This window comes from Chondromyces crocatus (assembly GCF_001189295.1).
GTDB classification, from domain to species: Bacteria; Myxococcota_A; Polyangia; order Polyangiales; family Polyangiaceae; genus Chondromyces; species Chondromyces crocatus.
In genome coordinates this window covers 9,852,947-9,874,954 of the sequence record NZ_CP012159.1, presented here as the reverse complement: position 1 = coordinate 9,874,954, position 22,008 = coordinate 9,852,947, and the positions used below count along the sequence as shown (strand labels likewise).

General features: G+C 69.3%; 18 protein-coding genes. 7 read left to right on the top strand and 11 right to left on the bottom strand.

What is annotated here, in order from left to right; all coding sequences use genetic code 11:
- The first annotated feature begins 374 nt into the window (after window positions 1-374).
- Window positions 375-1,418: an alcohol dehydrogenase catalytic domain-containing protein gene (locus CMC5_RS35675; RefSeq protein ID WP_050436328.1), complete on the top strand. Its 1,044-nt coding sequence runs from the start codon at window positions 375-377 to the stop codon at window positions 1,416-1,418.
- A 43-nt stretch (window positions 1,419-1,461) separates the two neighbouring features.
- Window positions 1,462-2,385, top strand: a complete 924-nt coding sequence (locus tag CMC5_RS35670) for an AraC family transcriptional regulator (RefSeq protein ID WP_218920143.1) — start codon at window positions 1,462-1,464, stop codon at window positions 2,383-2,385.
- A 133-nt stretch (window positions 2,386-2,518) separates the two neighbouring features.
- Here CMC5_RS35670 and CMC5_RS35665 read toward each other — a convergent pair whose 3' ends face one another.
- The 3 genes from CMC5_RS35665 to CMC5_RS35655 all read right to left on the bottom strand — a co-directional run bounded on the left by CMC5_RS35665 (window position 2,519) and on the right by CMC5_RS35655 (window position 5,858).
- Entirely contained in the window at window positions 2,519-3,415 is an 897-nt protein-coding gene (locus CMC5_RS35665; RefSeq protein ID WP_050434585.1) for an alpha/beta fold hydrolase, read from the bottom strand.
- Window positions 3,416-3,488: 73 nt separating this feature from the next.
- The gene (locus CMC5_RS35660) at window positions 3,489-5,165 is read right to left on the bottom strand and encodes a thioredoxin domain-containing protein (protein WP_050434584.1); all 1,677 of its coding nucleotides are present in this window, start codon (window positions 5,163-5,165) and stop codon (window positions 3,489-3,491) included.
- Window positions 5,166-5,312: 147 nt separating this feature from the next.
- Window positions 5,313-5,858: a hemerythrin domain-containing protein gene (locus tag CMC5_RS35655; RefSeq protein ID WP_063796407.1), complete on the bottom strand. Its 546-nt coding sequence runs from the start codon at window positions 5,856-5,858 to the stop codon at window positions 5,313-5,315.
- A gap of 253 nt (window positions 5,859-6,111) precedes the next feature.
- Between CMC5_RS35655 and CMC5_RS35650 the strand changes: the two genes are divergently transcribed.
- A complete protein-coding gene (locus tag CMC5_RS35650; RefSeq protein ID WP_050434583.1) occupies window positions 6,112-6,411 on the top strand; it encodes a CsbD family protein in 300 nt (99 codons plus the stop codon).
- Window positions 6,412-6,692: 281 nt separating this feature from the next.
- A complete protein-coding gene (locus CMC5_RS35645) occupies window positions 6,693-7,388 on the top strand; it encodes a YceI family protein (protein ID WP_050434582.1) in 696 nt (231 codons plus the stop codon).
- A gap of 175 nt (window positions 7,389-7,563) precedes the next feature.
- On the opposite strand, the gene CMC5_RS35640 is transcribed toward CMC5_RS35645, so the two are convergent.
- Window positions 7,564-8,271, bottom strand: a complete 708-nt coding sequence (locus tag CMC5_RS35640; RefSeq protein ID WP_063796406.1) for a dienelactone hydrolase family protein — start codon at window positions 8,269-8,271, stop codon at window positions 7,564-7,566.
- Window positions 8,272-8,285: 14 nt separating this feature from the next.
- On the bottom strand, window positions 8,286-10,502 hold the full coding sequence (locus CMC5_RS35635) for an ATP-binding protein (protein ID WP_169796760.1): 2,217 nt from the start codon (window positions 10,500-10,502) through the stop codon (window positions 8,286-8,288).
- A 195-nt stretch (window positions 10,503-10,697) separates the two neighbouring features.
- On the opposite strand from CMC5_RS35635, the gene CMC5_RS35630 reads away from it, so the two are divergent.
- Window positions 10,698-12,233 (top strand): formylglycine-generating enzyme family protein, encoded by a 1,536-nt coding sequence (locus CMC5_RS35630; protein ID WP_156339107.1) that lies wholly within the window; start codon window positions 10,698-10,700, stop codon window positions 12,231-12,233.
- A 58-nt stretch (window positions 12,234-12,291) separates the two neighbouring features.
- Here the strand turns inward: CMC5_RS35630 and CMC5_RS35625 are convergent, their stop codons facing one another.
- The 5 genes from CMC5_RS35625 to CMC5_RS46245 all read right to left on the bottom strand — a co-directional run bounded on the left by CMC5_RS35625 (window position 12,292) and on the right by CMC5_RS46245 (window position 19,423).
- On the bottom strand, window positions 12,292-13,971 hold the full coding sequence (locus tag CMC5_RS35625; protein ID WP_050434579.1) for a hypothetical protein: 1,680 nt from the start codon (window positions 13,969-13,971) through the stop codon (window positions 12,292-12,294).
- Window positions 13,972-14,133: 162 nt separating this feature from the next.
- Window positions 14,134-17,049, bottom strand: coding sequence for an Hsp70 family protein (locus tag CMC5_RS35620; protein WP_050434578.1), 2,916 nt, complete (start codon window positions 17,047-17,049; stop codon window positions 14,134-14,136).
- A gap of 69 nt (window positions 17,050-17,118) precedes the next feature.
- Window positions 17,119-17,544 (bottom strand): VOC family protein, encoded by a 426-nt coding sequence (locus CMC5_RS35615; protein ID WP_050434577.1) that lies wholly within the window; start codon window positions 17,542-17,544, stop codon window positions 17,119-17,121.
- Window positions 17,545-17,605: 61 nt separating this feature from the next.
- Window positions 17,606-18,730, bottom strand: coding sequence for a cytochrome-c peroxidase (locus tag CMC5_RS35610; RefSeq protein ID WP_050434576.1), 1,125 nt, complete (start codon window positions 18,728-18,730; stop codon window positions 17,606-17,608).
- Between the two features lie 498 nt (window positions 18,731-19,228).
- On the bottom strand, window positions 19,229-19,423 hold the full coding sequence (locus CMC5_RS46245) for a hypothetical protein (RefSeq protein ID WP_169796759.1): 195 nt from the start codon (window positions 19,421-19,423) through the stop codon (window positions 19,229-19,231).
- On the opposite strand from CMC5_RS46245, the gene CMC5_RS35595 reads away from it, so the two are divergent.
- Both CMC5_RS35595 and CMC5_RS35590 read left to right on the top strand, forming a co-directional pair.
- Complete coding sequence (locus CMC5_RS35595; protein WP_050434573.1) at window positions 19,422-20,075, top strand: DUF4360 domain-containing protein; 654 nt, start codon at window positions 19,422-19,424, stop codon at window positions 20,073-20,075. The two genes, CMC5_RS46245 and CMC5_RS35595, sit on opposite strands and share 2 nt — an antisense overlap.
- Window positions 20,076-20,326: 251 nt before the next feature.
- Window positions 20,327-20,965 (top strand): DUF4360 domain-containing protein, encoded by a 639-nt coding sequence (locus CMC5_RS35590; protein ID WP_050434572.1) that lies wholly within the window; start codon window positions 20,327-20,329, stop codon window positions 20,963-20,965.
- A gap of 171 nt (window positions 20,966-21,136) precedes the next feature.
- Here CMC5_RS35590 and CMC5_RS35585 read toward each other — a convergent pair whose 3' ends face one another.
- Window positions 21,137-22,000 carry a formylglycine-generating enzyme family protein gene (locus CMC5_RS35585; protein WP_169796758.1) on the bottom strand — a complete coding sequence of 288 codons (864 nt, stop codon included), beginning with the start codon at window positions 21,998-22,000 and terminating at the stop codon, window positions 21,137-21,139.
- Window positions 22,001-22,008 lie beyond the last annotated feature (8 nt).

The window sequence follows — 22,008 nt, the reverse complement described above, 5'->3', positions numbered from 1 at the left end:
CGCGGCGGCGCGCAGGAGCGAGGGTGCGCGAGCGAGGATGGGGCCCACCGCGCGAGTCGCGCCTGGTGGGAGGCTCGACTTGGCGGGGAGGTGGGGGGCAAGACCACGGGGGGAGAGGGGACTGGGGCCGGCGCTCCGGCGCGCGGGTCCTCCCATCCTCGCTCGCGCACCCTCGCTCCTGCGCTTGGTGGGGTTGGGGGTGGGGGAGTGGTGGGGATGGGTGGGGAGGTCTGGGCGATGCTCGGGGCGTCAGGATGTCCACGAGCGGGTGGGTATGAGCGGAATGGGCAAGAGGGTGCTTGGAACTGACGCGCGGTGGGTAGGGGCTCCAGCGCAGAGTGGTCTCCGAAGAGGTTGGTGTTCGGAGGAGCCAGATCATGAAGATTGCTGCCTATGCCGCGACGGCGGCGGACCGTCCGCTCGGGTCACACACCATCGATCGGCGTGAGACTGGGCCTGAGGATGTTGCCATCGACATTCTGTATTGCGGTGTCTGTCACTCGGATCTCGTTCAGGCGCGGAATGAGTTCGGGCGTACGCGGTATCCGCTCGTGCCGGGGCACGAGATTGTTGGGCGCGTGGTTCGGGTGGGGGAGAGCGTGTCGCGGGTGAAGGTGGGGGAGGTCGTGGGGGTGGGGTGTTTCGTGGACTCGTGCCGTGCTTGCTCCTACTGCCGTGACGGGCATGAGCACTTCTGCGAGGAGGGAGCGGCGCTCACGTATGGGGGGACAGAGATGGACCGCACGACGGTGACCCAGGGGGGGTACTCGAGACACATCGTCGTGTCGGAGGGGTTCGTGTTGAAGGTCCCGGCGTCGCTCGATCCGGCGGCGGCGGCGCCGCTCCTCTGTGCGGGCATCACGACGTATTCGCCGCTTCGTCAGTGGAAGGTGAAAAGGGGGGATCGGGTCGGGGTCGTCGGGCTCGGAGGGCTGGGGCATCTTGCCGTCAAGATCGCGGCGGCAATGGGGGCGGAGGTGACGATGTTCAGCACGTCACGCGCCAAGGAGGCGGATGCGCAGCGGCTCGGTGCACGGGGGTTCGCGGTGTCGACCGAGCCGGAGACGTTCCAGAAGCTCGCTGGGCGGTTCGACCTCATCCTCGACACGGTCTCTGCGCCGCATGAATACGCGCCTCATGTGAGTCTGCTCAAGCCCTATGGGACGCTGGTGGTGGTGGGCGTGACGCCTGCCCCGGCGTCCGTGCTCGGTCTCTCCCTCATCATGGGGAACAAGCGCATCGCGGGCTCGGCGGTGGGTGGGATCCGGGAGACGCAGGAGATGCTCGATTTTTGCGGCGAGCATGGCATCGCGGCGGACGTGGAGATCGTTCCGGCTTCCCGGATCGATGAGGCCTACGATCGGATGTTGAAGAGTGACGTGCGCTATCGGTTCGTCCTCGACGCGGCGACGATCTGAGTCAGGCGGTCTGTTCCGCTCGTCTGCGCGCGGATCGGTCATCATGGTGGAGATGGATGCGCTGACGGAGCTGCGAGCGCTCGTGGGGCGACTTGCTCGACGTGCTGGCGAGCTGCGTGACTTCGGTGAGCTGCCCCGGCTTCAGTGCGCGCGTTTCGAAAGGCTCAGCGAGCCGGCCCACTTCGTCGAGGAGTCCATGGTCGCCCTCGTCGTTCAGGGGGCGAAGCGGACGGTGCTCGGCTCGCGGACGTTCGAGTACGGGGCGGGGCACGTCCTCATCAGGTCGGTGAGCGTCCCCGTCACGAGTCAGATCACCGAGGCGTCTGCTCGGGAGCCGTTCCTCGTGGTGGGGCTCCGCGTGCAGCCAGCGCTGATCGCGGGGCTGCTCCTGAAGGATCCGGCGCCAGCGTCAGGGGCGACGCCGCTCGCGATTGCGACGACCAAGGCGCCAGACGACTTGCTCGATGCGTTTCGTCGGTACGTGCGGCTGCTCGATGCGCCTCACGACATTCCCGTGCTCGGGGAGGGGATCGAGCGGGAGATCCTCTGGAGGGCCATCCAGGGGCCACAGGGAGCCGCGTTGCGGGAGATCGGCCTCGCGACCAGCAACCTGACCCTGATCGGACGCGCCATCGAGCTGCTCCAGAAGCGCTTCACCGAGCCTCTGCGGATGGCCGAGCTGGCGCGGGTGGCGCACATGAGTGAGCCGACGTTCCATCGGCATTTCCGGAAGGCGACGGCGATGAGTCCGTTGCAGTTCCAGAAGCTGCTTCGTCTGCAAGAAGCGCGGGTGCGGCTCCTCGCCAGGAGCACCGACGTGACCTCGGTGAGCTTCGCGGTCGGCTACCAGAGCCCTTCGCAGTTCAGTCGCGAGTACCGCCGGCTGTTCGGGGTGTCGCCTGGTGAGGATGCCGAGCGGCTGCGACGACGCGCGCGCGCGACGCGCTCGTCGACGTCGACCCCGTGAACGCCTGGTGGGGCCAGTGCTTCCTCCGGGCTCACATCGACGAGGCGACCGAAGATGCCCGCGCCAGGCCATCAGGGAGAGAGCGGAGAGCGCGGAGAGGTCGGGGCTCGGGAGGCGGCGACGAGGGCGGGGCTCAGGAGGGGGCGTGGGGCTGGGAGGGGATGGGAGGGGATGGGGTTCTGACGAGGTCTTCGGCGAAGCGGGTGATGGTGGCGGCGAGCTTTGCGGGGTTGTCGAGGTGGGGGCAGTGGCCCATGTCGGCAGGCTCCTCGATGCGGGCGTGGCGGGGGAGGTGCTGCCGGAAGTAGGCGAGGCTCGACGCGGGAAGGAGGCGGTCGCCGCGGCCCCAGAGCATCAGGATGGGCATCTGGAGGGTGGCGAGCTGGTCGGGGGTGAAGTTGTGCTCGGGCCGGATGGCGTCGGTGAGGTTGACGATCACGTCGCGGGAGAACTGCCGCACGATGTCGGGGGCGAGGAGGGGGAGGTACCAGGGGCGCCGGCCGTTCAGGCGTTCCAGGAAGGCGACGCCGTCAGCGCGGGAGCGCATGCGGAAGCCGGCGAGGAGGGACTCCATCTCGGCGGCTTCCATGATGGCGCCGGCCGGGGAGGTCAGGACGAGGCCGCGGACGCGCTCGGGGCGCTCGAGGGCGTAGCGAAGGGCGACGGCGCCGCCGAGGGAGTTGCCGCACACGATGGCTGGCTCGGTGAGTTCCTTGTCGAGGAGGCCGGTCATCGCGTCCATCAGCGTCTCGACGGTCAGCGGGGCGCGAGGCTCCCAGCTGAAGCCGTGGCCGGGCAGCTCGGGGACGAGGACGCGGCGCGCTCGTCGCTGCAAGCGGGTCACGACGGGAGCGAAGCCTGCCGCGGAGCTGCTGATGCCGTGAATGACCACGAGGGGCGGCAGGGGGCCTTCGCCAGGGGCGTCGTACATGTGCTGACGCCCCGCCGAGGTCTCGACGAAGCGGCTTCGGATCCCGCGGGCGGTGAGCGCGCGGCGGGTCAGCCGTTCGGCCAGAGGAATGAGCACCATGGGGTCGACTTACCAGATCTGCATGGACCCCGCGACCAGGCCATCGGTTGAGCCCGTCCTCGTGGAGGGGGGCTCACCAGGGGTAGAGTTCCAGGTCATCCATGGCGAGCAACAGCTCGCCCAGCATGCGTCCCTGGGCGGCCAGGGCGGCCGGGGTGGCGAGGCCGGCGAGGGCTCTGCGCCCGCGTTCACGGTAGGCCTCGTCGCCCGTCAAGCGGTGGAGGGCCGCCTGCAGGCGCGCGGCCAGCGCGTTGGGGGAGATGGGTCGCTCTTGCCTGGCGAACACGCCCACGGCGGCGGGATCGGGGGTGCTGGCCATCCAGGCGCCGCTCCCCGGGTCGGTGAAGTCGCGATCGAGGGCCGCGGCGATGCGGACGGCGGCTTCTCGGTAGGAGGCCTCTCCGGTTCGCTCGGCGAGGCGGGCCAGTCCGAGGCCCAGTCCCGCGTGATCCGCCAGGTAGCGCCCTTTTCGCTCCGCCCCGTCGGGTCGCGGCCGACGCACGCTGCCGTCGTCGTTCACGTGGGTGCGAAGGAGCCCGTCCGCGGCGCGTCGAGCGCGTGCGAGCGGGGCGGCATCACCCGTCACCTCGTGCAGCGCGCACAGCGCAGCGATGGCCAGGCCATTCTCGTAGCCATACACACTGTCATCCACCCGCGGAATGCCCAGTGCGCGCCGCTCGGCATCGCCGAGCTGGTAGTACACGTGCCCGTCCACGAAGCGCGCTTGCCGATCGTGCGAGCCCACGTCCGCGTCCTGGCTCACCAGGAAGGCGCCTTCCGAGTTACTCAGGAACCGATCCAGGTAACCCGCCAGCTTCCGAGCGTCCGCGAGCAGCGCCGGGTCCTTGGTCAGCGCATGGGCCCGGGCGAATGCCTCCAGATTGGCGGCCTGGAGCGGCATCAGCTTCTCGAAATGGGGGTCGTCCCACACGCCGCCCACCGAATATTGATAGATCCCGCCCCACACGGGATCGATCAGCAGCCGGTGCTTTCCCAGGGTGAACACCGCGCGCATCCGCGCCTCGTCGTCGCCGTGGGCAGCCCGCCGCAGCTCGAACAGCACGTTCCAGCCGATGGGGACCTTCTGTCGGCCCCAGCCGCCCTGCTCGGCGTCGTAGTAGCGGTTCATGTCCAGGCCCAGCCGCGCGGCGATCCATCCCAGCGCTTCGGGCGGGGCTGGCTTGTCGGCGGGGGCGACGCCCTGCGCGCGCGGCGCCGCATCCAGCGCTGCGGCGGCGCGATCGATCCCGCCGAGGATCTCCCGCAGCTCGTCCGGGGGCAGGTAACCGCGGTACTTCCCCAGCTCCCGCGCGTCCGGCGTCAGCAAGATGGTCGCTGGCCAGCCCCAGTCGATGTACCGCTCGGCGAGGTCCGGGTGCTCGTCCACATCGAAGCGAATGGTGACGAAGCGCTCCTGAAGGACGCGACCCACCTCGGGATCCAGGTACGTGGTCTCGTCCATCACGTGGCACCAGTGGCACCACGCCGCCGCTCCATCGATCAGGATGTACTTCCCTTCGCGCTTCGCGCGGGCGAGGCTCTCGGCGCTCCAGGAAGACCAGGTGAAGCGCTGCTCGCCTCCCCGCGCGCGCGACCTGGCGATGTCGACCTGAGGGGGCGTCCCCTCGGGCACGAGCCCGTGCTTCGTTGCAGGTGTCGCGCTGGTGTCGGTCGGTGGTGGCCGAGAAGCGGGCGGCACACAGGCGAGGAGCGCGAAGGGCAAGGCGAGGGGGAGGCGAAGCCAGCGCATGCAGGCGCCATGATACGGGACCTGCCACGACCCGTGACCTGCCACCGTGCGGCGTCCTGGGGGTCACGCCGCCCCGTGACCTGCCACCGCGCGGCGTCCTGGGGGTCACGCCGCCCCGTGACCTGCCACCGCGCGGCGTCCTGGGGGTCACGCCGCCTTGGGGGACCGCGACGCTGGCTTTTTATCCTTCCGTGTCGCCATCGCCTCGCCGTCGGGTAGCTCCACCGAGTCGTCGGTCTGACCCAGCACGTCGCAGCGAGGGCGCGACGCCTCCAGGGACGTCAACGTGGCTTCCATGGTGGCGCCCAGCGCGTCGAGGGTCGACTCGTCGAACAGCTTCCGCACCTTCGGGAACAGGTGCTCTTCCTCCTCTTCGTGGTGATGCTCCACCTGCTCCTTCAACACGTGGAGCTTGGGCTCGTACTTCTCGTCGTCGGACGACATCTCCACCAGGTCGGCGAGCACCCGCTTCAGCGAGAGGTGCTCTTCGAGCCCCTCCAGCAGGATGTCCTCCGTGCGCTTGGCCTTCACCGCTGGATAGAAGTGCTGCTCCTCGATGGTCATGTGCGCCATCAGCAGGTCGGCGGCTTCATTGAAGCGCCGTTCTCGGTTGCCTTCATCGGCCTTCATGACCTGCTCGAACAGGTCTTCGAGGCGTCTATGGTGGTTCACCAGCAGGTCGATCGCGTTCATCCACTCCTCCTCCCGTGGGGCCCCGCGTCCAGGCGAGGTCGTGTGCTCATCACCTTGAGCCAGGGAGCGCGACGTCAACCCGGGCGGAGTCGTACGCTTGCGTCACGCGGGCGGGTCGCGCCGTCGCAGCTTCCGGACGCCCGGCCGATCCCGATCCTCCGGCATGAGCATTGCTCGAATGTCCTGCGCTGAACCGACCTGTGAACGGAGGGATCGAGAGCCTCTGGAGTCACGGGATTGGCATGGAGGGATCATGAGCACGTCTGAAAAGATCAAAGGTGGGCTTCAGGAAGTCGGCGGCAAAATCAAAGAGGGCGTCGGTCGGGTGACCAAGAATGAACGCCTTCGTCAGGAAGGAATTGCCGACCAGGAAGAGGGACAGGCCCGCCAGGACGTCGCCGACGCAGAGAATGCGGTGCAAGGCAACGTGAATGAAATCAAGGGGCGGGTGAAGAGCACCGTCGGTGCGGCGCGCAATGACAATGCGCAGGAGGCCGAGGGCAAGCTGGACGAGCTGAAGGGCAAGATCCAGAAGAAGGTCTCGAACCTCTGACGCTCCACGAGACGAGGGGACGAGCGTCCTCCTCGCCCGACTCACCGCGCACGGCGTGGTGACGTGAAGGCCCGGCAGGCATGAGCGCCTCGCCGGGCCTTCTGCTCGAGTCCACCCGAGCGGATGCCGAGCGCGCAGGCCAGGCCATTGGAACGGTCGACTCAGGTCGTCGCTGGACGGAATCGGTCCCTTCGTAGAGGTCAAAGCGTCCGTCTTATTGGACGTGGCGTTGGGCCAGGATTAAAGGACGCGCTCATCCAAATCCGAACGAGGAGGACCTCATGAACCGAAATCGTCTTTTCCAGCTCGTCACCCCTCTCGCATTGTGCGCTGTTCTCGCCGGCTGCGAGGATCCTGCCAAGGACAAGCCCCGCGCGACGGTGGCCCCCGGCAGCACCACCACGGCGGCTGCCACGCCGCTCGGCACGAGCTCGGCCGCGGTCGCTCCGACGGCAGCCGCTGCACCTGCGGGTGAGTCGATCGCGATCGACAGCGCGGCCTCGTCGGTCGGCTTCGTCGGTTCGAAGGTGACCGGCAAGCACGAGGGCAAGTTCGAGAAGTTCAGCGGCACCCTTGCGCTCGGCGGCGCGGGCAAGCCAGAGGGCGGCAAGGTCACCATCGACATCGACCTCGCCAGCGTGAAGACCGACGAAGCGAAGCTCGACGGTCACCTCAAGGCGCCGGACTTCTTCGACGTGGAGAAGTTCCCGAGCGCGAAGTTCGTCTCCAGCGACATCAAGGCGGGCGGCGAGAAGGACGCGACGCACACCATCACCGGAGAGCTCGATCTGCACGGCGTGAAGAAGACCATCTCCTTCCCCGCGACGATCAAGGTCGACGACGGCGAGATCACGGCGAAGACCGAGTTCGTCCTCAACCGGAAGGATTTCAACATCACCTACCCCGGCAAGCAGGATGACCTCATCCGCGACGACGTCGTGATCAAGTTCGACGTGAAGGCCCCCCGCAAGAAGTGAGCTGACGCGTGAGCCCAGGCGCGCCACCGAGGTGAGCGCGCCTGGTCTTCGAAATGCAGACCGCGGGCCACGATGCGCTGCAATCCGCGGCTGCCCGGCTGGCCATCGAATCGAGATGGCTGGTCGATGAAGACTGAATGATGGCCAGAATCGCCACGTCGACACCGATGTCGGCTCAAAGGTGCTCGTCGAAGAAGTCGAGCACGCGCTTGCGGGCATCGAGGGCGGCGGGCTCGTCGTAGGCGGCATGCAGGGGGAGCAGGGGGCCCAGCTTCCGCATGATGGCGCTGTCCATGGGGGTGTAGAAGGAATGGCCGACCCCCTCGTAGACCTTGATGTCGTGCGGGGCGCCGAGCTGCTGGAGGCGACGGCGGAGCTTCTCGGGGTCGTCGCGGTACGGCTTGTCGAGGGCGCCGAAGCTGGCGACGATGGGGCACGCCTGGGGCATCACGTCAGGGACCGGCCCATAGAACGGGGCGGCAGCACGGTAACGGCCCTGGGTGGCCAGGACGAGCGTGAAGGCTCCTCCCATGCAGAAGCCGATGACGCCGATGCGCTCGGGATCGACCTCGGGGCAGGCGACGAGGTAGCGGCGCGCGGCCTCCAGGTCGTCGATGGCCTGCCCGTGCCCCCTCTTCATGGCGCGGAGGGTGCTGGCGATGCAGAGGGCGCGGTGGCCGCGATCGTAGAGGTCGGGGATGAGGACGACATAGCCCTGAGCGGCGAAGTCGCGGGCGACGCGCCTCATGGCTTCGTTCAGACCGAAGATCTCGTAGAGCAACAAGAGGGCCGGGCGCCGCTCGTCGCGGATCCCCTCGGGGACCGTGAGCACGCCGCGCATGGAGTGGCCGTCGTCGCAGGCGAAGGTGACGTCGCGTTGCATGCGACGAGGATACCCTAGGAGGGCAGCGCTGCCGCGGTGAGTGGGATCCGGACCCGGACCTCGGTCCCCATGCCGGCCCCCTCGCTGAGGGCCTCCACGTGGCCGCCGTGCAGCTCGACGAGGCGCTTGACCAGGGTGAGGCCGATGCCCAGGCCCCCCAGGGCGTGATCGAGCGAGCGCTCGGCCTGCATGAAGGGCTCGAAGATGTGGGGGAGGGCGTCTGCGGGGATGCCGAGGCCGGTATCGCGCACGGAGAGGACCACGTTGCCGCCGTCGCGGGCCGCCGAGAGGGCGATGTTGCCTCCTGGGTCCGTGTACTTGGCGGCGTTGTTCAGGAGGTTGGTGAGGACCTGCTCGATGCGCACCCAGTCGGCCTCGATCTGCAAGCCTTCCGGGGCCTCGATGGTGAGGGCGTGCTGGCGGCTCTCGACGAGGGGTCGCGCCGTCTCGACGGCCGAGGCCATCACCGAGGCGACGTCGAGGGGGTGACGGCGCAGCTCGATCTTGCCGCGGGTGATGCGCGAGATGTCGAGCAGGTCCTCGACCAGGCGGGCGATGGTCTCGGCCTGGCGCTGGATGATCGCGGCGTTGCGGTCGAGGTCATTGTTGCGGAGCCCGCGCCGGAGCAGCTCCAGGCCCATGAGCATGGGCGTGAGGGGGTTGCGCAGCTCGTGGCAGAGCATGGCCAGGAACTCGTCCTTGCGCTCCTCGGACTCCCTCGCCTCCTGGTAGAGGGCCGCGTTCTCGGCGGCGATGCGCTGGGCGTGGTCGTGCAGCTCGGCGCGCTCCTGGTGGAGGCGGGCTCGCTCCAGCGCCTGCGCGCACTGGGTGGCGATGGCGACGTGGAGCTGGTGATCCTCGGCCGGCAGCGGGCGGGTGGCATCCAGCCCGATGGCGAGGTAGCCGTGGTGGCGAGCGCCGACGTCGAGCGGGAGCAGGGAGCCTGCGGCGGCGAGGGCAGCCAGCGCGCCACCTTCGTCCACCGGGATGGGGACGCGCTGGCCGGCCTCCAGGACGCCAGGGGGGTAGCCCTGGCTGCGGAGCACCTCGAGGGCCGCCCCTCCCTCGGCCGTGAGCAGGACGGCGCCCCCACGCAGGCCCGCCGCGGGCAGGCCGTGGGTCAGCACCACGTCCGCGACCTCCTCGGCGGTGATGGCGTTCGCCAGAGCGGCGGTGATGTGTTGCAGGAGGCTCATGCGGCGGGTCGCGCGTTCTGCGGCGAGGCGGGCCTCCTGCTCGGCCTGGAGCGCGCGGGCATGCTGCTCGGCGAGGCCGAGGCGGCGCGCCAGCTCCTCGGTGATGGAGCGATCGTCCCCTCCATCGAACCGTCCGGGTTCGCTCGACGCCAAGGTCAGAGCGCCAATGATCTTCCCTTGCCCAGGGATGGGGACGGTGATGGTGGAGCGGTGCTTCAGCGAGAGCAGGTAGGCGAGGTGCTCGGCGTCGGCCGTGGCCTGCCCAGCGGCGAGGCTCTGGAGATCCTGGGTGACGAAGCCGGCAGAGCGCCCCTCCAGGATGTCGTGGAAGGGGCTCGGTGCGGTCACCCTGGCGCGGTGCGGGTCCCCTTGCGTGCGGGCCCTGTCGGTCATGTCGGTGTCGGCGTGCTCGACGTGGACCAGCCGCAGCGTGCCGTCGGGGGCGAGATCGTGGATCCAGCACCAGTCCGCGACGGTACTCGTGGCGAGCCGGGCGACGCGCTGCCAGCTGTCCATGTAGTCGAGGGACGAGGCGAGGATGGCGGTGGCTTCGGCCAGGAAGCGCCGGATTTCCTCGAGGCGCTGCCGCTCGCTGAGATCCTCGATCAAGGCGAGGTAGCCGAGGATCTCGCCCTCGTCCGAGCGGTGCGGCACGTAGTTGACCCGTACGTACCGCAGTCCCCCTTTCCGGTAGAGGAGCTTGGTCTCCAGGGTGATGCGCTCCCCGGAGAGCGCAGCCTCGATGGGGCGCTTCAGCGGGGCATACGCCTGCTCCCCTACGACGTCGCGCACGTGGTGACCGATCAGCTCCTCCGGGGCGACGCCGAACCACCCCTCGTAGGCGCGGTTGACCATGCGGTAGCGCTGATCGCGGTCGACGTAGCAGATGAGAAGAGGCGACATCTCGGCGATCTGCCGCAGCAGCTCGCCGTCGGACGACACCAGCGCACCGTCACCACCCGAGCCAGCTTCGCGCACACACGCCTCCCGACGCACCTTCCATCCGAAGGCGCAATTCAGCGGCGAAGGTAGCATGCGCTCGTGCGTGAGGACGCCGCGCTCCAGAGGAATTCGGCGCGCCGCAGGCATGACGCGCGTGCGCCATCGTGCGCGGACCACCCACGCACGAAGGGGTGTCGGTCCTGGGCGGTGGGGCTGGAAGGGCTGGCGGGCGTTTGATAGCTTTCATACAGCACGGTCGATCTATTTCGACACCCCAACAGGTGACCTGTGAGTTCCTTCCCTTCTTCGACCTCCGTTTTCCACAGAGCCTCGCTCTCCCTGTCCGGTCTTCTCGTCGCCGCGTTTGCGGCAGCGACCTGTGGAGGCGGTGACGACAGCCCACCACCGAGGACCACCAGTGGCACGACCGGCACGACCACCACCTCGACGGGTCAGGGGGCGGGTGACGCTGGCGGTGCTGGCGGCATGGGCGGCGCGGGCGGTTCCGGTGGTGCCAGCACGGGCGGAGGCGGCTCAGGGGCTGGGCCGGTCGCCCTGCACTGCTTCAACGGGACCAAGGACGGGAACGAGACGGACGTCGACTGTGGTGGCTCCTGTGCGCGCTGCGATGACGGGCTCGCTTGCAGCGTGCCATCCGACTGCGCCTCCAGGAGGTGTCAGGGCGGCTCCTGCGTGCCCGCGAGCTGCGGGAACGGGGTGCTGGATGGTGACGAGACGGACATCGACTGTGGCGGCGGGAGCGCGACCACGGGCTCGAACCCGGCGTGTCCTCCGTGCACGGAGACGCGCGTCTGCGCCGTGGGGGCCGACTGTGCGTCGCTGAGCTGCATCAACAACCGTTGCATGAACCCGACCTGCAGCGACGGCGTGAAGAACGGCCAGGAGACGGACATCGACTGTGGCGGTACCTGCGGCGCTTGTGATCCCGGCGCTGCGTGCCTCGTGGGAGGCGATTGCAAGGAACAGGTGTGCGTCAACGACGTCTGTCTGGTCGCGAGCTGCAATGACGGTGTGAAGAACGGATTCGAAACCGACATCGATTGCGGCAACATCTGCGGGAAGAAATGCCCACCGGGTCAGCGATGCTCGGCGAATGGTGACTGTTCGACGAATCGCTGCCAGCAGTTCCTCTGCGCCTGCCCGACCGACATGGTGATCGCTCCCGTGGTCGGAGGCGGCGCGACATGCATCGACGCCTACGAGGTGATCCAGAGCGAATACAACATCTTCTTGCAGGCGAACCCGAACATCGCCGGGCTCCCCGCCATCTGCGCCGGCAACATCTACCAGCCATCGGCAGGGTGGCCTCCGGCAGATGGGCGCCACCCCGTCACCTATGTCGATTGGTGCGACGCCTATGCCTATTGCAAGTACGCAGGCAAGCACCTCTGCGGCAAGATCGGAGGGGGGAGCAACCCTCCGTCGGCCTACGCGGACGCCACGCAGAGTGAGTGGTTCAATGCCTGCACGGGCCAAGGAGTGAATGCGTACCCCTATGGGAACACGTACCTCCCGAATCAGTGCGTGGGAGCCGATTCGGCCTTGGCAGGTCAACTGCAACTCAAGCGCATCCCCCCCGCTCCGCTGCCCCCCGCTCCGACCTGCATCGGCAACGCGGTGGGACTTCAGCAGATGAGCGGCAACGCGGCCGAGTGGGAAGACTCCTGCAATGCGAGCGGTCAATGTCGCGTACGCGGCGGATCGAGCCTATCGGGGGCGGCAGCGCTCCGGTGCGACGCGAGCGAGTTCCGTGATGCGCTCGACAACAGTGATGGCCTTGTCGGCTTCCGCTGCTGCCTCTGACCCACTCCCAGCGGAGAGGCCCGGCAGCCCTGGCCTCTCCCTTCGTGACCAACGCGACCTACTGAATCGCCTTCACCGTCTCCTCCGCCGCCCGGGCGCGCTCCTCGGCATCCTTGGCCGCGGTACCGCCCAGGAGCGACGCCGCCTCCCGGAACCGCGCGGCGATGTCGCGGAAGACCGCGGCGTCGGCGTCTTGAGGTGTGGCGAGCTGCTTGATCAGCGCGGCATCGAACGCGGCATGACCTGCGTACGGCGAAGCGGGCTTCGACCGAGCCACCCAGTCGAGCGCCGTCACCTCACCAAGACCCAGGGCCACGAGCGGCGCCCGGCGCATCATCAGCGCGGCATCCTCGGGCCCGTTGCGCAGCCCGAGCGCCAGCGCCAGGGTGAACGTCGCCTCGGCGGGGCGCTCGGTCCCCTCGGGCCACGCCTTCAGCAGTGCCGTCGCCTGATCGAAATCGACGGCGCGCCAGTACAGCCGGCCCATGTCCAGCCGAGCGCGCGCGTAGAGCGCCCGGATCTCCGGCGAAAGTTCCCCGTCCCGGAGAGCCGCCCGATGCTCCATCGGTACCCCTCGCTCCAGCAGCGCGCGGAACGTCGCCGGGCGCGTCACGGCGTCGGCCGGCAGGAGGCGGCCGGCGTAGAACGTGGGCAGCGCCGCCGCGAGGCGCTCTTCGACGGAGGCCGGGCTCACGGGCGGTAGCGGCGGTGCCATGAGCCCATCGAGCGCGTCGATGCGTCGCCCTCCATAGAGCCGGGAGAGCATCGCCCGGGCGGCGTCGACGCGCGGATCGTGCAGCGCGCCGATCATCGACATCTCCCGGAGGCCGATGAGCGCCGCGTCACGGCCGCGCGACTTCCACTGCTCCAGGAACTGGTCGAGCGTGCCGTAGTAGACGTTCCGCGCCTCCTCGTCCTTTGCCATGGAGTCGGGTAGCGGCGCGCTGCGCACGGCCTCCACGATGCGGAGATCCGCCATGCCGGCCTCGATGCCGACGAGGCCGCGTGCGTACAGGCGCAGCTCCACGCCCAGCCGCCCCAGATCGTCGACCGCGCGGGCCTGATCGGTGAGCCAGGCGAAGAGCGGTCCCTTCGTGAACGCGAGGACGCGCTCCTTCTCGTAAGGCGGCGAGAGCTTCGGCGGCGAGAGCGCGGTGCGGGAGAGACGCGCCGCGAGCGTCTGGCCCAGCAGGACCTGGTGGATGTCGACCCGGAGGCCGGCGGGTGGCGCCTGGAGCACCGAAGCATTCAGGACGTCGGCGCAGGTCGTGGGCGCGAGGTCGGCCCGCAGCGCGCGCATGAGCCCCGGCTCGAAGCCCGCGCACCCTTCGAGCCCGGCGAGGCGCGCGTCCCGCTGGCTGGCGTCTGCTTCCCCGAGGGCCCCATCGAGGGCCGAGAGGGCCTCCGACCGCTCCGCGCAAGCCGGCGCCTTGACGGGCGCGCGCTTGACGAACGCCTCGCATGACGCCGGCGCTGCGGGGAGCCCGATGGGGGCCGGTGGGTACGCGGCGTCCCGGGCGTCGAAGGTGGCGTTCTTCAGGAGCGGGAGGGTCTCCTCCTTGAGCGTCCCGCTGGCGGCGAACACGTCGCCCTGAGGCGGCGGAGGCTGGACGACGGGACCGCCTGGCGTCGGCGTGCCATCCGCGGGCGTCTGAGGCCCGGCAGCGGGGGTGGCAGCGCACGCCGCGAGCGGAAGCGCGGCCACGAGGGTGAGCAAGGGACGGAGAAAAGAGCGCATCAGGTCCTGGGACAGGCGCGGAGGGCAAAGGTTTCCGGCCTGAGGTCGATGTACCGGAGAGGGCGCCGCCCCGGCAACAGGGCCCTGCCTTCCTCGGCAGCTCGGAGTTCCCCGACGTCCTCCCCGGGTCGCCGAGCCCTCACCACCGTGGCGCAGGGCTCCTCACTCCACCAGGCGGAGGCCCACGGGCAGCCCTTCCCCGAAGAAGGCCGCGCGGTCGGCCTCCTCGACCGCGACCAGCTCGCGCACCGCCCGGATCCAGGCCTCGCGGGCGCCCACCTTCACCAGCCGTCGCTCCACCTCGGCGCGCGTCCGTTCGGAGACGTCCCGCGCCCGATCCCCGGTGACGCGGGCCATCTGCACGGCGGCAGCAGCGGCGGTGGGGAGCTGATCCCACTTCTCGCGCAGCAGGTGATCCAGCCAGCGCTCGACGGTGGTCGCCCCGACGACGTGGTGCACGCTCGCATACGCGGGAATCCGCGCCCCGATGCGGCCAATGGCGGCCCACAAACGTGGATCGCGATCGGTCCAGGTCCGCTCCAGCAGCCAGGCCCCCAGTTCACTGCGGCGTGTCGCCGGCACGCGCTCCAGCGACGCGGCCAGCTCTCGCAGATCGTCGAGGGCTTCGGGCTTGAATCCCTTGGGCTTCTTCAGCTTGCGCTCTGCCGGGGCGAGGAACGGATCGGCCAGATCGCGCAAGGCGACCTGCGTGGCTTCGTCGAGGCCACCGGCGACGCGGCGCCACGCGATCCAGAGCTGCTGGTAGCCGCGCGGCTCCTGCGGGAACGCGAGCTTCTCCGCGAACAGCGGCGTGACGGCTGTGATGCGCGCAGGATCCCCCGGATCCCCGAAGCCAGGGCGCAGGCAGTACCCGGCGAGCTGCCAGAACACCCGCTCGTGATCCGCCGTGCGGCGCCGTGAGCGCGCGCTCGGCAGGAGCGTGTCGACGAGGGCCCGCGCGGTCTCCGTCGTCCAGCTCGGGCGCTCTCCCAGGATGCGCTCCAGCTCGCGGACCAGGTTCTTCACCTCCCGTGGCGCCACGTCGGGCCGGCCCTTGCCGAATACCCGCTCGATGGCCTCGCGGGCCTCTTCCAGGCGCTTGCCGCCGATGCGCGGCGGTGCAGCGCGCCCTCCGGCATCGACGGGAATCCCCGGGGACGTGCTTCCCTCTATGGGAACCGCATCCGAGGTGGGTTCGCGGAGCTGAAACGCCAGGCGGAAGCGGCGGCCGGGCTCCTCACCGACCTCGACGCAGGCGAGATCGAGCGTCCCGATCGCGGTCAGCTCGCCTTCGAGCTGCACCTTCAGCTCCACGTCGCGGACTGCCCTGGAAGCGCCTCCTGCGCGGCCCGACGGCCCTGTCGCCCCGGCGTCGAAGGCGGTGGCCACGGGCGGAAGTGGCTCGAAGTGGTCGTCGTCGACGATCACCACGTCGCCTGGCCGATCGACGCGCGCATCGTCGGAGGCGAAGAGATCGAAGCGGACCGGGCGGCCCACGACCAGGCCGAAGGTGCGGCCTCTGGCGACCTGCGGGACGCCCTCGGGAGCGCCTCGGGGCACGACGCACACGGCGCGGCGCGTGACGGCCGTCGCGGGATCGAGGCCCACGTAGTACCCGCGTGGCGCCCCCCCTTCGATGCGCAGGCCCCGGCCCCTCAGCGCGAGGCCGTAAGCGACGGCGCCCCGGGCGACCGCGAGGTCGGGGTCCGCGTTCGGGAGCCGCGTGATGGTGGGCCCGCCCCAGGCTTGAAGGACGGCCTGGAGGCGCTCGGCGACCCGCCGCGCCCGAAACACGCCCCCGTTGAGCAGCAGCGCGTGAGGCCCCTGGAGTGGCGTGCCGTCGGCGCCCTTCGGGGCATGGCGCGCGAAGAACCAGGCCACGTGCCGGGTGATGGCCGCGTCTTTCTCGTACGGGAGACCGAAGGCGAGCAGGCCCGCCCGTGACCGCTCCGGCCGCGCCGACCGAGGCACCTCGGGGAAGAACCCGTCCAGCACGAGCTGCTCCACCTCGGCGCGGGTGAGCTCCGTGCGCAGCGTGTTCCCGATCAAGCGAGAGCCAGCCCCCAGCACCGCCACGGGGACGGCCTCCGGCACCTCGTCCTCCCCGCCGTGTCCACCGAGAAGGCGCTCCTTCGCGGCGCGGCATGCGAGCACGAGCTGAGAGAAGCGGCCCGGCTCCAGCCGCTCCCCCTCGGGCAACAACCGTCGCTCGCAGCGGTGCGCGAGCGCGAGATCCATGTTGTCTCCGCCGAGGAGCAGGTGATGTCCGACCGCGATCCGCTCGATCACGATCGGCGTCGTCTCCCCGCGCGCCACGCGGATCAGCGAGAGATCGGTGGTCCCGCCCCCCACGTCGACGACGAGGACCAGCGCCTCGCCCCCGGCGCGATCGATCAGCGCACCGAGCCCCTCCGCCCCCAGGGCCTCCATGGTGTCATAGAACGCCGCCTGCGGCTCCTCCAGCAGCCGCACGGACAGCCCAGCGCGCTGCGCCGCCTCGAGGGTCAGCTCCCGCGCGACCTCGTCGAACGACGCGGGCACGGTGAGCACCACCTGCTGCGCCGCGAGCGGCCCCTCGGCGTGGGCCTCGTCCCAGGCGTGACGCACGTGCGTGAGCAGGCGGGTGGCGGCTTCGAGGGGGGAAGCGCGCGGGAGGTCGCTCGCCTCCTCGTCAGCGCCCCAGGGGAGGATCGGCGCGGTGCGGTCCACGCCGGCGTGACACAGCCAGCTCTTCGAGGACGCGATCAGCCGCCCTGGCACCTCGTGGCCGCGGCGACGGGCGAGCTCCCCGAGCACGAAGGGCGCATCCCCCCAAGGATCGGCCGCATGCTCCGACGCGACCGGCGCATAGAGGAACGACGGGAAGAGAGGACGGGACGCGATCTCCGTGGGGGTGACGAGCTGTGGGATCGGGAAGAGCTGGACGGCGGGCGTCCCTGCCCGCCCGGGATCGTCCGCCCAGGCGACGACCGTGTGGGTGGTGCCGAGATCGATGCCCACCACACGGGAGGTGCCGGAAGGCGCGATCGCTCGTGCCGGGGCGGAGGCCTGGGTCGGTTGAGGGGGAGACGCACTCATGGCCGCAGGCGGGGATCCTGGTACGCCGCGCGCGTGCTGTCATGGAGGAACCGCACGCGCCTGGCCCGTTCAGCCGCGGCCGGTGGCGATCGCGTCGTACCCCTCCCCCTCGAACTGGAGCACACAGAAGCCATGGCCGAAGGGATCCGCCAGCAGCGCCATGCGCCCCCAGCCCGACGCCACGATGGGCTGCTCGAGGGTGGCGCCGGCGGCCTCGGCCCGCTTCACTGCCGCCTCCAGATCGTCGACCGCGACGTCGAGGTGCACCGGCGTCCAGTGGCGCCCGTAGTCCCGTGCCCTGGCGACGCTGCCTGCTGCGGCGCTCGGAGCCGTCCCAGCGGGCTTGAGGAGCAGGTAGATCGGTGAGGTCCCGCCGAGCAGCTCGACCCCCCCGTCCCCGAAGCGGCGACCCACCGTCAGCTCGAAGGCCCGTGTGTAGAAGTCGACGGCCCGCGCGAGGTCGTCGACGTCGATGTTGATGAGCAGCTTGGTCATGACCCCGTTGCCGGGAGTCTGCGCCCTGTCGAGGGGCCGACGCCAGCACCCAGCCCTGGGGTCAGGTCGGGTCGGCCTTGGGCGTCTTCGGACCGCTCTTCGGCAGCTCTGGCTGCTTGATGTAGTCGGTGGGCAGATCGCCGGTGAGCGCGTTCAGGAAGGTGACGATGCTCTTCACCTCGTCTGCCTTGAGCTTCACCCCGAGCTGGTGCCAGGCCATGGTGTTCACGGCCTCGTCCAGCGTCGCGATCGACCCATCGTGGTAGTAGGGGCCGGTCTTGGCGATGTTGCGCAGCGAGGGGACGCGGAAGAAGAACTTGTCGCCGTCCTTCTTCGTGTGGTCGAAGCGCCCGAAGTCCTTCAGATCGGCGTAGGCGTTCATCTTGCCGAGCTTCTGGTACGTCGTGCCGCCGAGCGCCTCGCCATCGTGGCAGCTCTGGCACCCGACGGAGAGGTACTTGGCGAGCCCTTCGCGCTCCTCGTCCGTGAGGGCTTTCTCGTCCCCGGCCAGGAACTTGTCGAACCGCGACGGGGTGACCAGACCGCGCTCGAACGCGCCGATCGCCTTGGCGAGGTTGTCGTAGGAGACCGGCTCCTTGTCGTCCGGGAACGCCTCCTTGAACAGGTCGACGTACTCCTTGATCGAGGTCACCACCGCGAGGACGCTCTTCTCGTCCGGCATGGCCATCTCGACCGGATTGAGGATCGGTCCCTTGGCCTGATCCTCCAGGGTGTTCGCGCGACCGTCCCAGAACTGGGCGACGTGGTTGCCCGCGTTGTAGCTGGTCGGTGAGCTGCGGCCGCCGAGCTGCCCCTTGTGACCCGGCGAGAACGCCTTGCCGTCGACGCCGTAGGCCGCCAGGTCGTGGCAGGAATTGCAGGAGACGTCGTGGTTCTTCGAGAGGCGGGTCTCGTAATAGAGCATCCTCCCGAGCTTGATCTTCGCGTCGCTGATGGGGTTCGTGTCCGAGTCCATACGCGCAGGCAGGACCTTGAGCTTCTTGAGCTCCTCCGGATCGATGAACGCCTTCTTTGCCGCAGCGGGCTTCACATCGCTCGCAGCCGACGACGTTTGCGAGGGAGCAGGGGTCGCGCCGGACGGGCCGCTCTGCTCCTGACCGCGATCGCATGCAGCGAGTGACGCTGCAATCGCGAGGACCGGAAAGAGGGTTAGAAGGGATCGCATGGGCTTAAGGGGGCTCCTGACTGACGTGGTCTTCCCGACGTATAAAGGTGCAGCGGGCGTGTCAACCGAGGTGGGTCGAGCCTGTAAAAAATCTCACGGCTGATCCTGGTTTTCACTTTCAATGGGGAGCTGAGCCGAGCGATCTCAGGAATCCCGCGGAACGAGCCCCTTCACGAGGGCAGCGCGAGGATCCTTCGCGAGAGGAGAAGCCAGGGTGACTCGCGACCCGGAGCGGGCGCCCGAGGACACGGCCGCCCCCCCCGAGCGACAGATGCCGCGAGCACCTGCCGTGCAGCCGATGCCGCGCGCGTCTTCCGTGCGCCTGACGCGGCGAGCACCTGCCGTGCGACCGATGCAGCGAGCGTCTCCTGCGTCCGACGCGGCGAGCACCTGCCGTGCAGAGCGGAGGCCGTGGACCGATCGAGTGCCGACCTCGCGATGGAACGCGGCGGGGCCCGCTGCACAATGAATGAGAGCGAGATGGCAATGGCCAGGGTGTCACCCGTGGGGCTTGGCGTTGCGCGCATTCGACAGCACATTCTGCGTGGATTCGTTCGTCGACTCGCCGCCGGAGAGCCCCTGCTGGTGAGGGCCAGCGCTCGACGGCGCTCCCGACGGTGAATTCTTGCTCGTGGTGCGCTGACGCAGCCGCGTCCCCTGAATGGAGGAAATCGAGATGAATACGGTCATCATGAAAACTACGATCGCGGTGGCCTTCGCAGGGGCCTTGCTTGCAGGGAGCGCACACGCCGAGGAAGATCGGGACGACGCGCGCCCCGCGTTCCTCGACAGCATGCCGCGCCCCACGGTGAAGCGCGTCTCGGCGACGGGAGAGGGGTGCCCGGTGTCGTCCGCCGTCTCTGCCTCGTTTTCCGGTGACGCGAGCCGACTCACGCTCCGCTTCGGTGAAGGTCAGATGACCGCGCGGGTGGGGCCCGGGATCCCCACCGAAGACGTGCTCAGCGCTTGCGAACTCCAGCTCGTGCTCGGCATTCCACGGGGTTATCGCGTCGCGATTCAGCAAGCGACCTACCAGGGCTTCGCCGACATGGATCCGGGGACCCTGGCATTCCACTCGACGCGCTACTGGTTCCTGGGCACCCGCGCGCCAGCGCGCATGGCGACCCTCCAGGGCGGCAAATCCCGCGAGCCCTACACGCTGAACGCCAGCTTCGGCCCCACCGCCGTATCGTCCTTCTGCGGGTCACAGCGACCGCTCTTCATCAACGTGGCGGTCGGGGTGACCACCCTGGGGAATCCGAGCCGTCACGCGATGGTCGTGCTCGGCGGACGTGACCGCGAGGTCTCGTACCGACTCGACTGGACGCAATGCCCCAGCGAATGAGCCCCCGCACGCTCGTCCTCCTCTGACGACCCCCTCGAGCGACGACCCCCTCGAGCGACGACATCGTGCTGTCCCGCGCGTGTCCCGCGCAGCCGCTTGTCATTACGATGCCAGGCTCCATGTTCCCATTCGCGACAGCAGTCGTCGTTGCTTTCGGCTTCAGGGATCGAGCACGGACCGGCGAGTGAATGCGGTCGTCCTGTAGCCATATGCTTCTCAGTATCGCCGGTGAGAATGGAAGGAAGGTCAATATGAGTTTCATGGCGAACCGCAAGTGCATCGGCCTCCTCGCCACAGCGGCGATGGCCATGGCCGGCGTCATGATCCCCAGCGTCGCGAGCGCAGATCCCGACGTGAGGATCGATCGAATCACGCTCAGAGGGCCTGCTTGTCCCGAGGGGACGGCGTACGTGGAGGTGACGCCCGATCGACAGGCCTTCGTCATCACCTATGACGAATTTCACGCCTCGGCGGGGCCCGGTGTGCCACCGCAGGAGAGCGTGAAGGGTTGCACCGCGCTGATCGACCTGGACTTCCCGCCTGGCTGGTCATGGACGATCTCCAGCATCGCTTACAGCGGCAGCGCGCAGCTGGATCAGCGCGTGGCGGGTCGGTTCAGCGCCCGGCTCAGCTTCCCTGGGCAGCGCCCGGTGATGAAGGAGGTCCGCATGCTGGGGCCAACCCCTCCAGGTGGACAGGACTTCGATCTCCTGGGCGATTACGACATCTTCGCGTGGTCCCCCTGCGGCCTGAAGCGCCCGATGACGGCCCTCGCGACCGTCCAGGTGGACAACTCGGCAGACCGTCATCGGGGCGGCGTCGTGCGCGTCTCCCAGGAGACGGGCGCCTTCCAGATGGTCTTCCACGTCGACTGGAGGCGCTGCCGCTGACGTCGACATCACTTGAACGCTCGCCCAGCGCACCCAGTGATCGTTCGCGAGGTGAAGGCGCCCTTGCATCCGATGCCAGGCGCTGGGCCGTCCCATGCCCATCGCCCTGCCACGCGGTCTCGGCGTCGCGGCGGTGGCCCTCTCCGCCGCCCGACGCCGACCGCGCTGGCGTCATTCCGGTGTCGTCGCGCAGCGGATCCCGAGGAAGCCGCAGCGGTAGGTCGTCTTGAAGATGAAGGGGCGATCGTTGCGGAAGAGATCCTTCGCGCTGTCTCTCCAGCTCCCTCCGCGCCCCTGGCGGACCGTGCTCGTCTTGTCCGAGGCCGCCGTCGTCCATTCGTAGACATTGCCGCCGAGATCGTGGATGCCCAGCGGGCTGTCCCCTTGCGGGAAGCTGCCGACCTCGCACGACAGCGCGCGCGTTCCCGCCTTTCCGCCCCAGCAGGCCTGGTCCCCTGGCTCGTCGTTGCCCCACGGGTAGTACCGGTCCTCCGTCCCCCCGCGCGCCGCCCATTCCCACTCCTCGGTGCTCACGAGGCGCTTCTGCTGCGCCTTGCAATAGGCCTCGGCCTGGTTGAAGTCGACGCAGACCATCGGGTGCTTGCCGAGCTCCGGCTTCCCGTACGTCGCACCATCGCAGACCTTGACCCGGTTCTCGTCGCAGCCGCCGCCCTTCACGCACGCCGCGTACTCGTCGGCGGTCGTCTCGTTCACATCCAGGCAGAACGGCGCGACGGTGACCTTCTGCTTCGCCTTGCCCATCGAGAACTCGCCGCCAGGGACCTCGACCATGTTCGCTGGACAGCGGGAGGGGGGAGGGGGCGGAGGCTCGACGGCGCTCGGTGTCGCGCTCGCTTCCGGGGCCGCAGGGGGGGCCGCCGGTGCTTCTGGCGTCACGCTCGTCTCGGGCGTCGCTGCTGGAGCCGCCTTCGCGGTGACTGGCGCCGCGGGGTGCTCGGGAGCACCGGAGCATCCCCCGATCGTCATCCCGACGAGCGAGAGCGCTGCACCGGAGATCGCACCACGAAATCGCATCTTCAACC

What these genes read in the sequence shown, in the direction of transcription:
- CMC5_RS35625 (WP_050434579.1), bottom strand. Translation starts at nt 13,971, where the DNA reads ATGCGCTCTTTTCTCCGTCCCTTGCTCACCCTCGTGGCCGCGCTTCCG.
- CMC5_RS35645 (WP_050434582.1), top strand. Translation starts at nt 6,693, where the DNA reads ATGAACCGAAATCGTCTTTTCCAGCTCGTCACCCCTCTCGCATTGTGC.
- CMC5_RS35665 (WP_050434585.1), bottom strand. Translation starts at nt 3,415, where the DNA reads ATGGTGCTCATTCCTCTGGCCGAACGGCTGACCCGCCGCGCGCTCACC.
- CMC5_RS35585 (WP_169796758.1), bottom strand. Translation starts at nt 22,000, where the DNA reads ATGCGATTTCGTGGTGCGATCTCCGGTGCAGCGCTCTCGCTCGTCGGG.
- CMC5_RS46245 (WP_169796759.1), bottom strand. Translation starts at nt 19,423, where the DNA reads ATGATGACCGTATTCATCTCGATTTCCTCCATTCAGGGGACGCGGCTG.
- CMC5_RS35640 (WP_063796406.1), bottom strand. Translation starts at nt 8,271, where the DNA reads ATGCAACGCGACGTCACCTTCGCCTGCGACGACGGCCACTCCATGCGC.
- CMC5_RS35635 (WP_169796760.1), bottom strand. Translation starts at nt 10,502, where the DNA reads ATGCTACCTTCGCCGCTGAATTGCGCCTTCGGATGGAAGGTGCGTCGG.
- CMC5_RS35660 (WP_050434584.1), bottom strand. Translation starts at nt 5,165, where the DNA reads ATGCGCTGGCTTCGCCTCCCCCTCGCCTTGCCCTTCGCGCTCCTCGCC.
- CMC5_RS35595 (WP_050434573.1), top strand. Translation starts at nt 19,422, where the DNA reads ATGAAAACTACGATCGCGGTGGCCTTCGCAGGGGCCTTGCTTGCAGGG.
- CMC5_RS35670 (WP_218920143.1), top strand. Translation starts at nt 1,462, where the DNA reads ATGGTGGAGATGGATGCGCTGACGGAGCTGCGAGCGCTCGTGGGGCGA.
- CMC5_RS35590 (WP_050434572.1), top strand. Translation starts at nt 20,327, where the DNA reads ATGAGTTTCATGGCGAACCGCAAGTGCATCGGCCTCCTCGCCACAGCG.
- CMC5_RS35620 (WP_050434578.1), bottom strand. Translation starts at nt 17,049, where the DNA reads ATGAGTGCGTCTCCCCCTCAACCGACCCAGGCCTCCGCCCCGGCACGA.
- CMC5_RS35610 (WP_050434576.1), bottom strand. Translation starts at nt 18,730, where the DNA reads ATGCGATCCCTTCTAACCCTCTTTCCGGTCCTCGCGATTGCAGCGTCA.
- CMC5_RS35650 (WP_050434583.1), top strand. Translation starts at nt 6,112, where the DNA reads ATGAGCACGTCTGAAAAGATCAAAGGTGGGCTTCAGGAAGTCGGCGGC.
- CMC5_RS35615 (WP_050434577.1), bottom strand. Translation starts at nt 17,544, where the DNA reads ATGACCAAGCTGCTCATCAACATCGACGTCGACGACCTCGCGCGGGCC.
- CMC5_RS35655 (WP_063796407.1), bottom strand. Translation starts at nt 5,858, where the DNA reads ATGAACGCGATCGACCTGCTGGTGAACCACCATAGACGCCTCGAAGAC.